The organism is Phormidesmis priestleyi BC1401, assembly GCF_001650195.1.
Lineage (GTDB): Bacteria > Cyanobacteriota > Cyanobacteriia > Leptolyngbyales > Leptolyngbyaceae > Phormidesmis_A > Phormidesmis_A priestleyi_B.
The window spans coordinates 221,595-233,746 of sequence record NZ_LXYR01000001.1 but is presented as its reverse complement, the minus strand read 5'-3'; the positions used below and the strand labels follow the sequence as shown (position 1 = coordinate 233,746).

The 12,152-nt window shown below is 50.1% G+C and carries 10 protein-coding genes; 7 read left to right on the top strand and 3 right to left on the bottom strand.

Annotated elements, in window-relative coordinates; all coding sequences use genetic code 11:
* Nucleotides 1–130 precede the first annotated feature (130 nt).
* Nucleotides 131–2,017 carry an ATP-dependent zinc metalloprotease FtsH2 gene (ftsH2, locus tag A8707_RS01195; protein ID WP_068814433.1) on the top strand — a complete coding sequence of 629 codons (1,887 nt, stop codon included), beginning with the start codon at nucleotides 131–133 and terminating at the stop codon, nucleotides 2,015–2,017.
* 69 nt (nucleotides 2,018–2,086) lie between these two features.
* On the opposite strand, the gene eno is transcribed toward ftsH2, so the two are convergent.
* Nucleotides 2,087–3,376 carry a phosphopyruvate hydratase gene (eno, locus tag A8707_RS01190; protein ID WP_068814432.1) on the bottom strand — a complete coding sequence of 430 codons (1,290 nt, stop codon included), beginning with the start codon at nucleotides 3,374–3,376 and terminating at the stop codon, nucleotides 2,087–2,089.
* 174 nt (nucleotides 3,377–3,550) lie between these two features.
* Here eno and gloA point away from each other — a divergent pair, with 174 nt between their 5' ends.
* The 3 genes from gloA to clpB all read left to right on the top strand — a co-directional run bounded on the left by gloA (nucleotide 3,551) and on the right by clpB (nucleotide 8,428).
* A complete protein-coding gene (gloA, locus tag A8707_RS01185) occupies nucleotides 3,551–3,952 on the top strand; it encodes a lactoylglutathione lyase (RefSeq protein WP_074382445.1) in 402 nt (133 codons plus the stop codon).
* Between the two features lie 114 nt (nucleotides 3,953–4,066).
* Nucleotides 4,067–5,713, top strand: a complete 1,647-nt coding sequence (locus A8707_RS01180; protein ID WP_068814430.1) for an iron uptake porin — start codon at nucleotides 4,067–4,069, stop codon at nucleotides 5,711–5,713.
* Between the two features lie 87 nt (nucleotides 5,714–5,800).
* A complete protein-coding gene (clpB, locus tag A8707_RS01175; protein WP_068814429.1) occupies nucleotides 5,801–8,428 on the top strand; it encodes an ATP-dependent chaperone ClpB in 2,628 nt (875 codons plus the stop codon).
* A 121-nt stretch (nucleotides 8,429–8,549) separates the two neighbouring features.
* Here the strand turns inward: clpB and A8707_RS01170 are convergent, their stop codons facing one another.
* Nucleotides 8,550–9,065 carry a DUF4079 domain-containing protein gene (locus A8707_RS01170; protein WP_414858385.1) on the bottom strand — a complete coding sequence of 172 codons (516 nt, stop codon included), beginning with the start codon at nucleotides 9,063–9,065 and terminating at the stop codon, nucleotides 8,550–8,552.
* Nucleotides 9,066–9,072: 7 nt separating this feature from the next.
* Entirely contained in the window at nucleotides 9,073–10,626 is a 1,554-nt protein-coding gene (purH, locus tag A8707_RS01165) for a bifunctional phosphoribosylaminoimidazolecarboxamide formyltransferase/IMP cyclohydrolase (protein ID WP_068814427.1), read from the bottom strand.
* Nucleotides 10,627–10,828: 202 nt separating this feature from the next.
* Between purH and A8707_RS01160 the strand changes: the two genes are divergently transcribed.
* The 3 genes from A8707_RS01160 to isiD all read left to right on the top strand — a co-directional run bounded on the left by A8707_RS01160 (nucleotide 10,829) and on the right by isiD (nucleotide 12,150).
* Nucleotides 10,829–11,086, top strand: a complete 258-nt coding sequence (locus tag A8707_RS01160; protein ID WP_068814426.1) for a hypothetical protein — start codon at nucleotides 10,829–10,831, stop codon at nucleotides 11,084–11,086.
* A gap of 77 nt (nucleotides 11,087–11,163) precedes the next feature.
* Nucleotides 11,164–11,802, top strand: coding sequence for an alpha/beta hydrolase (locus A8707_RS01155; protein WP_068814425.1), 639 nt, complete (start codon nucleotides 11,164–11,166; stop codon nucleotides 11,800–11,802).
* 135 nt (nucleotides 11,803–11,937) lie between these two features.
* On the top strand, nucleotides 11,938–12,150 hold the full coding sequence (isiD, locus tag A8707_RS01150; RefSeq protein WP_068814424.1) for a protein IsiD: 213 nt from the start codon (nucleotides 11,938–11,940) through the stop codon (nucleotides 12,148–12,150).
* Nucleotides 12,151–12,152 lie beyond the last annotated feature (2 nt).

The following is a 12,152-nucleotide window of genomic DNA, read 5'->3' as shown; positions in this document are numbered from 1 at the left end:
TTATGCAAAGGTAACCTGATTCCTTTAGCATGGGGAAAGTGATTGCTGCTGAAGAAATTCCACTTTTATTTACAATTGAGATTTAACTTCAGATTTAATCATTGTTGACGTACTTAGAGGTTGCCAGTTTATGAAAGCTTCCTGGAGAACCATACTGCTGTGGGCACTGCCCGCCTTAGTGATTGGGTTTTTCCTATGGCAAGGGTCATTTGCCCCAACTCCTGCCACCGTGGGCAAAAACACCGCCAGTACCCGCATGACCTACGGGCGCTTCTTAGAATATTTAGATGCCGATCGGGTCAAGAGCGTTGATCTCTATGATGGTGGGCGCACTGCCATTGTCGAAGCGGTCGATCCTGAACTGGACAATCGTCTACAGCGTTTGCGCGTTGACCTGCCGGGTAACGCTCCCGAACTCGTCACCCGCCTGAGAAGCTCTGGCATTAGCTTAGACTCTCACCCTGCCCGCAATGATGGCGCAGTCTGGGGTCTACTCGGAAATCTAGTCTTCCCCGTTCTGCTTTTAGGCGGATTGTTCTTCCTGTTTCGTCGCTCAAACAATGTCCCTGGCGGTCCTGGACAGGCGATGAGCTTTGGTAAGTCTCGCGCTCGGTTCCAGATGGAAGCCAAGACAGGCGTGATGTTTGATGACGTAGCAGGCATCGAAGAAGCCAAAGAAGAACTGCAAGAAGTCGTTACCTTCCTCAAAAAGCCTGAGCGATTCACGGCAGTCGGTGCCCGGATTCCGAAGGGCGTTTTGCTCGTCGGACCTCCTGGAACAGGTAAGACTCTGCTGGCAAAAGCGATCGCAGGTGAAGCCGGAGTTCCCTTTTTCAGCATCTCTGGATCTGAGTTTGTTGAAATGTTCGTTGGCGTGGGTGCATCTCGCGTTCGTGACCTGTTCAAAAAAGCTAAAGAGAACGCCCCTTGCATCATCTTTATCGATGAAATTGACGCAGTGGGTCGTCAACGGGGCGCAGGCATCGGCGGCGGTAACGACGAGCGAGAGCAAACCCTCAACCAACTGCTGACCGAGATGGACGGCTTTGAAGGTAACACGGGCATTATCATCATCGCGGCAACTAACCGAGCTGATGTGCTTGACTCTGCGCTGCTGCGTCCGGGTCGCTTCGATCGCCAAGTCCAGGTCGATGTCCCTGATATCAAGGGTCGTCTGGAAATCTTGAATGTCCACGCTCGCGACAAGAAAATCTCTGACGATGTTTCTCTTGAAGTGATTGCTCGTCGCACCCCTGGATTCTCTGGGGCTGACCTCGCCAACCTGTTGAACGAAGCCGCCATTCTCACCGCTCGTCGTCGTAAAGAAGCGATGACCATGCTAGAGATTGATGCAGCGATCGATCGAGTGGTTGCAGGCATGGAAGGCACTCCGCTTGTAGACAGCAAGAGCAAGCGCTTAATTGCTTATCACGAGATTGGACACGCGGTGATTGGTACGTTGGTCAAAGATCACGACCCTGTGCAAAAAGTGACGCTGGTTCCTCGTGGACAGGCTCAAGGGTTGACCTGGTTTACTCCTTCAGAAGATCAAGGGCTGATTTCTCGCTCTCAAATCATGGCGCGAATTCAAGGTGCTTTGGGTGGACGGGCGGCTGAACAAGTGATCTTTGGCGATGCAGAAATCACGACGGGAGCCGGAAACGACTTGCAGCAAGTGACGGGCATGGCACGTCAGATGGTGACTCGCTATGGGATGTCTGATTTGGGTCCACTGTCGCTCGAAAGTCAGCAGGGCGAAGTCTTTTTAGGCGGCGGCTGGACAAACCGATCGGAATATTCTGAGGTGATTGCGGCTCGAATTGATGGTCAAGTGCGTGAGATTGTCGCCCACTGCTATCAAGAAGCCTGTCGCATCATGCGCGAGAATCGTGAAGTCATCGATCGCTTAGTCGATCTGTTGATTGAGAAAGAAACGATCGACGGTGATGAGTTCCGTCAGATTATGGCTGAATACACCGTAGTTCCTGAGAAAGAACGCTACGTTCCTCAACTATAGATTCAGGATTCAAATCTTATAGGCTGAGTGGGGATGGCAAACGCTGTCCCCACTTTTTTCGTGAATCTACTATTTCAGACCCAAGCCAGCCTTACCTGCATAAATGGCTTGATTGCCCAACTCATCCTCGATTCGCAGCAGTTGGTTATATTTAGCAACCCGCTCACTGCGGCAGAGAGAACCCGTTTTGATCTGCCCCGCACGAGTCGCGACGGCTAAATCTGCGATCGTGGTGTCTTCGGTCTCACCCGATCGGTGACTGATGATCGATCGGAAACTATTGCGCGTCGCTAAATCGATCGCTTGCAGAGTTTCGGTCAACGATCCAATCTGGTTGAGTTTGATCAGAATCGCGTTGGCGGCTTTTTGGTCAATTCCTTTTTGCAAACGGGTGATATTCGTCACAAATAAATCATCGCCAACTAGCTGGCAGCGATCGCCGATTTTTTGCGTCAACGCCTGCCAGCTTTGCCAGTCATCTTCGTGCAAGCCGTCTTCGATCGACACGATCGGATATTGACTCACCAGACTTGCCATATAGTCGATAAACTCACTCGGAGCGTGAGCCGACCCATCGTAGGTATATTGCCCGTCTTTGTAGAATTCGCTGGCGGCAATGTCGAGCGCGAGGGCAACCTCAGTGCCAGGTTTATAGCCTGCTTTCTCGATCGCCATCATCAACAAATCCAGTGCCGCTTGATTGGATTCGAGATTGGGTGCAAAGCCGCCTTCGTCACCCACGCCAGTCAGCAAGCCTTTGTCGTGCAGCACTTTGCTTAACGAAGCAAACACTTCTGCCCCCCAGCGCAGCGCCTCCTTAAAGCTCGTCGCCCCTACTGGGACAATCATAAATTCTTGAAAATCGACGTTGTTATCGGCGTGTGCACCTCCGTTGATTACGTTCATCAACGGCACGGGGAGGAGATTTGCCAACGGTCCGCCGAGATAGCGATAGAGCGGCAATCCGACCGATTCGGCACCTGCTTTTGCGGTGGCTAGCGACACGGCAAGGATTGCGTTTGCGCCTAAATTGGACTTGTTGGGAGAGCCATCGATCTCGATCATCATGCAATCGACTTCTTCTTGATTGACCGCGTGTAGACCAATTAGTTTGGGTGCCAGGATCTCTTTGACGTTTTTAACCGCCGTCAAAACGCCCTTGCCCCCGTAGCGACTTTGATCGTCATCGCGCAATTCATGCGCCTCAAAGCTTCCAGTAGATGCTCCGCTTGGCACTTGAGCAATTCCCATCGCACCGTTGGCAAGATAGACTTCTGCCTCGATCGTTGGGCGACCTCGTGAATCTAGAATTTCGCGAGCATTTATAAACTCAATGGCGGTGTCCGAAGTGTCAATCATTGCTCTATAAGCCTCAAATAGAAGGGAGGAAGGATGAATGGCAGCAGTTGCCCATCGCTTAGAATAAGCCCTTAGCGGGCACTCCGCGATGATATTCACGGTGTCTCAAGATTATTGAGATCCTGTGAGTTTTGTCAGAATGAGCAAGAGTCTTAAAAAACGGGAGAACGGATCATGCGACTACTACACACCATGCTGCGAGTCGGTAATTTAGACGAATCGCTGAAGTTTTACTGTGAGTTTTTGGGCATGAAGCTGCTGCGGAAAAAAGATTATCCGGGCGGTGAGTTTACACTGGCATTCATCGGCTATGGCGACGAATCAGACAATACTGTAATTGAACTGACGTATAACTGGGGCAAAGATCACTACAGTTTGGGTGACGCTTATGGGCATATCGCGATCGGAGTCGATGATATTTACGCGACGTGCCAAGAGATTAGCGATCGGGGCGGCAAAGTCACGCGCCAACCTGGACCGATGAAGCACGGCTCGACGGTGATTGCATTTGTCGAAGATCCCGATGGCTATAAAGTCGAGTTGATTCAGCAAAAACCGCTAGAGTCTGCTGCGTAAGAAAAGTCTCCTAAATCTTCCAAAAGGGAGGAATTTAGGGGACTTAAAGAACTTCTCGCTCCTAACCTCACCGAGCGCTTATACTCCTGATGGAGTGATTGTGGGCTTGTTGTGATGTCTAGTCAGGCAGACAACATCTCGGTGAGGAGTGAGACAGTGAAGCAGATTGAATGGTTGGCGATCGGTTTGGGCAGCCTCGGCGTTTTCGCCCAGCCTCTAGCAGTGTGGGCAAATGAAGCAAGCGTCAAACAGGAAATTTCGCAGATTTCTGTTGGGGATGCCTCACAAAGCCTTGAGATGGTTGCCGAACCTTCTGCGATCGCGACCCCCGACATCATCGCCACACCCGACCGTCCTGACGATGATCCGATGGCGCAAGTCACGTCAGTCTCGCAGCTATCCGATATTAAGCCGAGTGACTGGGCATTTCAAGCGCTGCAAGCGCTCGTCGAGCGCTATGGCGTAATTGTTGGCTATCCAGACGGCACGTTTCGCGGCAACCGTCCTTTGACTCGGTTTGAGTTTAGTGCGGCTTTAAGTGCAGTGCTCGGTAAAGTTGAAGAACAGCTTCTCGCGGGAGATGTTGGCGGCACCGCTCGACAAGACATCTTGACCATTCGACGACTCAACGTTGCGAATGGGAATGCACTGAAGGATTTACGAACCCGACTCGACACCATCACAGGCCGCAATATTCAGTTGACCGATCGCCAATTTTCAACCACCACCAAACTCAACGGACAAACCATTTTTGCCGTCACCAATGGCTCTCAAGATTCGCTGAGTCTGGCATCTCGAACTCGATTGAATCTAATCACCAGCTTTAACGGTCGCGATCGTCTGGTCAGTCAGTTAGAAGCAGGTAACAACGGCAGAGATGCGGTTTCGACGGCTCAAAATCGCGGACAAAACCTGCTGGGAACCACAGGAGTTTTGGCAGATGGCGGCGGTTTAGACTATGTGGAAGTCGATCCCCAAGTGCGCTTGAGAAAGCTCTATTACGTGTTTCAGCCGTCCTCAAATCTTGAAGTCGCGATCGGGTCTAAGCTTCCGCCCAGTGATTTTGTCGATCGCAACAATTTCGCGAATCAGTCAGGCGATAACTTCAACTCTAGCTTTTTTGCGAATAATCCTTTAATTGTGCAAAACGAAATCGATCGTCCGGGCGGTGCGGGGGCTGCTGTCTCCTGGACTGTTCGCGACAACCTGATTTTGCGCGGACTCTATGCCGCCACCGATGCCGCAAATCCTGCTAAGACGAACAACGGCGGGGGCTTGTTTGGCGATCGCTATCAGGGCACTCTAGAAGTTGAATATACGCTTCCTAAACAGCCGATTACCGTGCGGCTGCAATATACTCACGCAGAAATTAATGGCAGCACCATCAACGCGGCGGGCATTAATGCAGAATGGGCGCTCGATCGTCCGTTTGGCGTATTTGGACGATTAGGATTTGGCTCTTATAACGGCTTCAACACAGCTCTAGGGCGAGATTTAGACCTCAGTCCCAAAAGTTGGGCGCTGGGGTTTGCTGTGCGAAGTTTTCTGATCCCAGGATCTAGAGCAGGAATTGCCCTGGGTCAGCCGTTTATCGAGCATAAAATCGGCAACGCCACCCAAACAAATCTAGAAGGCTATTTCGGTTTAGCGTTGAGCGATCACCTCAACATTAGCCCCGGATTTCTAATTGTTTCTAACCCTAACAATCGCGCAAGTCCGACGATTTGGGAGTGGCTAGTCCGGTTTGGGTTTGAGTTCTAGAAAGCTCATCAATAACAGCGAACAGCCCATCACTAAAGGCTACAATGGGATTCAGAGAAGCCGATTTAGAAAGACCGACTGGAGAACATGCAACCCACTGACCCAAGCAAATTTACCGATAAAGCATGGGAGGCGATCGTCCAAGCACAGGATGTTGTCCGTCGCTATAAACACCAAAATTTAGAAGTTGAGCATCTGATTACCAGCGTCTTAGAGCAGAAAGACGGGTTGGCAAATAAGATCTTGACGAAGGCAGGGGTCGATGTGCAGCAGTTGGGGCAGCAGGTCGATGACTACGCTAAACGACAGCCCAAGGTCGGCAACACTGAGCAGCTTTATTTGGGTCGCTATTTAGATACGCTGCTCGATCGCTCTGAGTTAGCGCGCAACAATTGGCAAGATGACTTTATCTCGATCGAGCATTTCTTAATCGGGTTTGCTAACGATCCTCGATTGGGGATGAAACTACTTCGAGCCTTTAATCTCGACACCGCGACTTTGGAAACCGCGATTAAAGAGGTGCGCGGCAGTCAAAAAGTCACCGATCAAAGCCCTGAATCTCGCTACTCGGCGCTAGAAAAATTTGGACAAGACCTCACCGAAAAGGCAAAAGCTGGAAAGATCGATCCCGTGATTGGACGAGATGAAGAGATTCGGCGCGTGATTCAAGTGCTGTCTCGCCGGACGAAAAATAACCCCGTGCTGATTGGCGAACCGGGAGTCGGGAAAACCGCGATCGCTGAAGGACTCGCCCAGCGCATCGTCAACAACGACGTGCCCGAATCGTTGAAAAATCGCGTCCTGATCTCGCTCGATATGGGGTCTCTGATCGCGGGGGCTAAATATCGCGGCGAATTTGAAGACCGTCTCCGCGCTGTTCTCAAAGAAGTGATCAATTCCGATGGGCAAGTCGTTCTCTTTATCGACGAGCTTCACACGGTGGTTGGAGCGGGGGCATCACAAGGCAACATGGATGCGGGAAACCTGTTAAAACCGATGCTGGCGCGAGGCGAACTGCGCTGCATTGGTGCGACCACGCTCGATGAATATCGCAAATACATCGAGAAAGATGCCGCCTTAGAACGGCGATTTCAGCAAGTGTTAGTCGAGCAGCCGTCTGTTGAAGACACGATCTCGATTCTACGGGGACTCAAGAATCGCTATGAAGTTCACCATCAGGTGAAAATTACCGATTCCGCTTTAGTCGCTGCTGCCACGCTTTCAAGTCGCTATATCGCCGATCGCTTCTTGCCCGACAAAGCGATCGATTTAGTAGACGAAGCCGCCGCCAAACTCAAAATGGAGATCACCTCAAAACCTGTTGAGTTAGAAACTATCGATCGTCGTCTGATGCAGCTAGAAATGGAGAAACTTTCTCTTGAAGGCGAAGGTAAAACGACATCGACAGGAACCGCGTTTCGTCCCTCAAAAGACCGCTTAGAGCGCATTCAGCAAGAAATTGACGAATTGGGCGAAAAGCATCAAGGGCTGAGTTCTCAATGGCAAAATGAAAAGCAAATTTTAGAGGGAATTAACCACCTCAAAGAAGAAGAAGAACAGCTTAAAGTGCAAATTGAGCAAGCGGAACGGGCATACGACCTCAACACGGCTGCCAAGCTAAAATACGATCGCCTCAGCACCGTTCAGCACAGTCTAGAGGCACAAGAAGCTCAACTACTAGAAATGCAGAATAACGGCTCAACACTGCTTAGAGAACAAGTGTCTGAGGCTGATATTGCTGAAATCGTTGCCAAGTGGACAGGCATTCCGGTGAATCGGTTGCTGGAGTCAGAGCGACAAAAACTTCTGACTCTAGAACACCATTTGCACCATCGAGTCATCGGTCAACACGATGCCGTTGAAGCCGTGTCAGCCGCCATTCGACGCGCTCGATCGGGCATGAAAGATCCCGGTCGCCCGATCGGATCATTCCTCTTTATGGGTCCCACCGGAGTTGGCAAAACCGAGCTTGCCAAAGCACTCGCGCAGTTTCTTTTTGATGCTGACGACGCAATGGTGCGGATGGATATGTCTGAATATATGGACAAAAGCTCTGTGATGCGCGTAATCGGTGCGCCTCCCGGATATATCGGCTATGAAGAAGGCGGGCAACTGGCAGAAGCGGTGCGTCGCAAACCCTACTCAGTCGTGCTGATGGATGAAGTCGAGAAAGCCCACCCCGACGTGTTTAACATTTTGCTACAAGTGTTAGACGACGGGCGAATTACGGATTCACAAGGCAGAACGATCGACTTCAGCAACACCGTGATTGTGATGACAAGCAACATCGGCAGTGAACACATTCTCGATGTCGCTGGGGATGATTCTAAATACGACGAGATGCAGCGTCGGGTGATGACTGCCCTCCAAAAGCATTTTCGTCCTGAGTTTCTGAATCGGATCGATGACACGATTCTCTTCCATCCGCTCAGTCGGGCTGAGTTGGGCGAAATCGTCGTGTTGCAACTGAGACGCATTCAAGCCATGTTAGCCGACAAAAAAATCATCATCGAACTCACCGAAGCGGCTCGAACCTACATTGCTGATTTGGGCTATGACCCAGTTTATGGTGCTCGTCCGTTAAAGCGTGCCATTCAGCGAGAATTGCAGAACCCGATCGCTACCAAACTGTTAGAAAACACCTTCGTCGATGGCGACACAATCCTGGTTGATTTGACCGATAAAAAGTTGTCATTCAACAAAAAATCCCCGTAGAGACGTTCTGGTAGAACGTCTCTCTTCCCGACGATCGCACCCTATTACCCAATCCCAAAAAACAACCCCCAAGTCAAAATTTGGGGGTTTACCGTTTCAAAATCAAACCCTCGATCGAGTCCTACATTTTGCTAATAATTCGCTGCACGATTTGCACACCCGTCAGCGCTTGCCAACCAAACAAACTCATAATCACCACATTCAAAGAAATGTGCGTGTAGCGTGCCCAATCCTGTCCTTTCTGCATAAACGGCGACAGAGCAGCCGACAGCGCGATCAACGCCGTCATTCCCAGCCCTGCTAGTAGGTGAGACCCAACAAACAGCTTGCCATTGTTGATGTAGGTGACCACCATGCCAGCGATCGAACCCACCACCATCAGCGCCAACACCACTGACCCAATTTGATAATGCTTAAGATTGAACTTTCCTTTAATCAGTTCTTTCTTGAGATCGCCTTCCGCGGCGCGAGTTCGACGGATTTGTACACCCAAATACAGGGCGTAAATCGTCAATCCAAACAGCACCCACATTAAAGCAGGATGCGCAAACTGGCTATAGACCTTAACCGATTCTGGAATCTTATCCAAGGGCATCGAGAGTTCTCCGTGTGCGAGGAAGGTTGTAAGACTTAGCATAATTGGTTTAATGTAAAAAGTGCCGTATGCCCGTGAACACCATGACGATGCCTAACTCATTGGCTGCGTCGATCGACTCTTGATCTCGCAGACTTCCACCCGGTTGAATAATTGCCGCAATTCCTGCTGCTGCCGCCGATCGCACAGAGTCATCAAACGGGAAAAATCCATCACTGGCAAGAACCGATCCGTTAGATTTTTCACCTGCTTGCTCTAAGGCGAGTTTAACCGATCCGACTCGATTCATTTGCCCTGCCCCGACTCCGATCGTCGTGCGACTTTGGGTGACAACGATCGCGTTAGATTTGACGTGCTTACAAATCTTCCAAGCAAACAGCAGTTCTGCAAGCTGGGCTGAAGTCGGTTTTTTCTCGGTGGGTATTTGCCACTGAGTTGGGTCAGCTACGATATCGTCTGAGGTTTGAGCGAGAAATCCTCCGGCGATCGACCTTACCGTTTCTTTTGCACCACTTAGCAAATCTGGCAGCAGCAACACTCGCAGCTTCGATTTAGCTTGCAGAATTTCTTGAGCTTCAGCCTCGATTCCTGGAGCAACGATGCACTCTAAAAAGGTTTTGGTTAAAGCTGTTGCAGTTGCGGTGTCGATCGAGCGATTGAATGCCACAATTCCGCCAAATGCCGAGGTCGAGTCTGCATTAAATGCTTTCTCGTATGCCTCTAATAACGATGATCCCATCGCTGATCCACAGGGGTTTGTATGTTTAATGATCGTCGCGGCTGGATCATTGTCCAAAGCGGCAAATTCAGCAATGATTTGTCGGGCAGCTTCTAGATCAACTAAATTGTTGTAGCTCAGTTCTTTTCCCTGAAGCTTTGTCGCAGATGCCCAGCCTGTGGGCGTAGCTCCCGTTTGATACCAGGCAGCAGGTTGATGCGGATTTTCGCCATAGCGCAACGCTTGCAGTTGATGTCCCGTCAAGGTGAAGTTGGTTGGAAGTCCGTCGCGTTCTGAAGCTTGTTTTTCTAGATAGGCTGAAATGGCACGATCGTAGCTCGCCGTGTGCTGAAATGCCTGCAACGCACAGCTTTGACGAAACGAGAGAGACGCGTTTCCAGCGTTTTGTCTCAACTCTTGGAGATAAGCATCATATTGACTCGAATTGCACAACACCGTGAGATGAGCGAAATTCTTAGCCGATGCCCGCAGCATAGCCGGACCGCCGATATCGATATTCTCGATCGCATCTGCTAACGTCACATTAAGTTTCGCGATCGTTTGCTCAAACGGATAAAGATTGACCACCACAAGGTCGATCGGGCGAATATTCTGCGCCTCTAAGTCTGCCAAATGGTCAGGCAAATCACGCCGCGCCAAGATGCCGCCATGAATTCGTGGATGCAGCGTTTTCACTCGTCCGCCCAAGATCTCAGGCGCTCCCGTGTAGTCAGAAACTTTTGTGACGGGCAAACCCGCTTCTTTTAATGCGGTCGCGGTGCCACCACTACTGATAATGTCGAACCCGAATTTTTCGACTAGGCTTTGTGCTAGATCAATCAGTCCTGTTTTGTCAGATACACTCAGCAGTGCTAGACGTGCCATGAATCTAAAGTCCTCAGTCGTTAAATCGCATCTTTCAGAATAAGGGAAGCGCTGGAAGAATGGGCGATTACCCTTTGGGAACTGCAACGCGACGACCTGAAGATTACCTTTCATCAAATCTAGTTTCTACTAACAAGTTAAATTCTGAGAAAATAACAGTCCTAAATCGTAGAATAAAAGCAATCCTATTCTGACAGATGCGATGAGTATCGAAGAATTAGTCGTCGAAAAATTGCAAAAGCTGGACTCAGAACAACAGCAGCAAGTTCTAGCGTTCATTGACTCACTGCCCAACCAGCAAGAACCTGCCAAAGCTGAACCCAGCTCACTAGGTAAAAAGCTCCGCGAACTTCGCGCTCAAATCGTGGCATCAGGAGAACCGCTCCTTAGCCGCGAAGAACTCGATCGCGAAATCGCAGAACGACGGGGAGGAGTCTCCATTCCCATTGCTGCCTACTAATTTTTTGACACCCAAAGAGTGAAGAAGCAACACCCTGATTGTCGTAGATTGGTAACGTTGATGACTCGATAAAACCTGTGTCTCTAAACGCGATCGCGATTCCTCCAAAATCTGGTAAACCCCCGACTGGCTTAATTGTTATCCTGCACGGTTGGGGTGCAAACGCTCAAGACGTAGCGTTTCTATGCTCAATGCTAGAACTGCCTAACGATCAGTTTGTGGTGCCCGATGCTCCCTTTCCTCACCCCCAAGGCATTGGCGGCAAGATGTGGTACGACTTGTCAGAAAATTTGACCTTTGGCGGCGACATCAGTATGCAATCCGATTTAGTCACCAGCCGACAACTGCTAACCGACTGGCTGATCTCCCTCGAAGCCAGCACCGGAGTTCCGTTATCCAAAACGATATTGGGTGGGTTTTCTCAAGGAGGCGCAATGACGCTTGATGTCGGGCTGCATTTGCCTTTGGCGGGATTGATGGTGCTGAGTGGCTATCTGCACGGAGCCGTCTCGCCTCAAGAGTCTGTTTATCCTCCTATTTTGATGGTGCATGGGCGACAAGACTCTGTGGTTCCTCTCTCGGCGGCTCGAAGTGCTCACGATCGTCTCTCAACTCTAAATGCCACCATTACCTATAAAGAATTTGATATGGGACACGAAATTTCACCGCTAGTCCTGAGTGCAATGCAGCAATTTATTCAAAAAACCATCGGTTAGGAATTATTCATCAAACAACCTGAAACGCTACAGTTTTGCATCCTCCCCAAGGTCTAGGTAAAATTTCGTGCGAAAAGATGGGTTAGTGTAGTTGAAGTTGGCTAATATGCGAGAACAGCTAGGGAGGCGCGGAGTATGACCACTTCACATATCGAACAGGTAGCGGTTTCTAAATTGACCGAAGTTGACGTAGCAGAACTGGCTACGCGACTAGAGCAAGACAACTATGACAACGTGTTTGACGGGTTAAACGACTGGCATTTGCTGCGCGCGATCGCATTCCAGCGCCCTATATTGGTCGAACCCTATCTCTATCTATTAGATCTAGAGTCGTTTGACGAAGCTTAGAT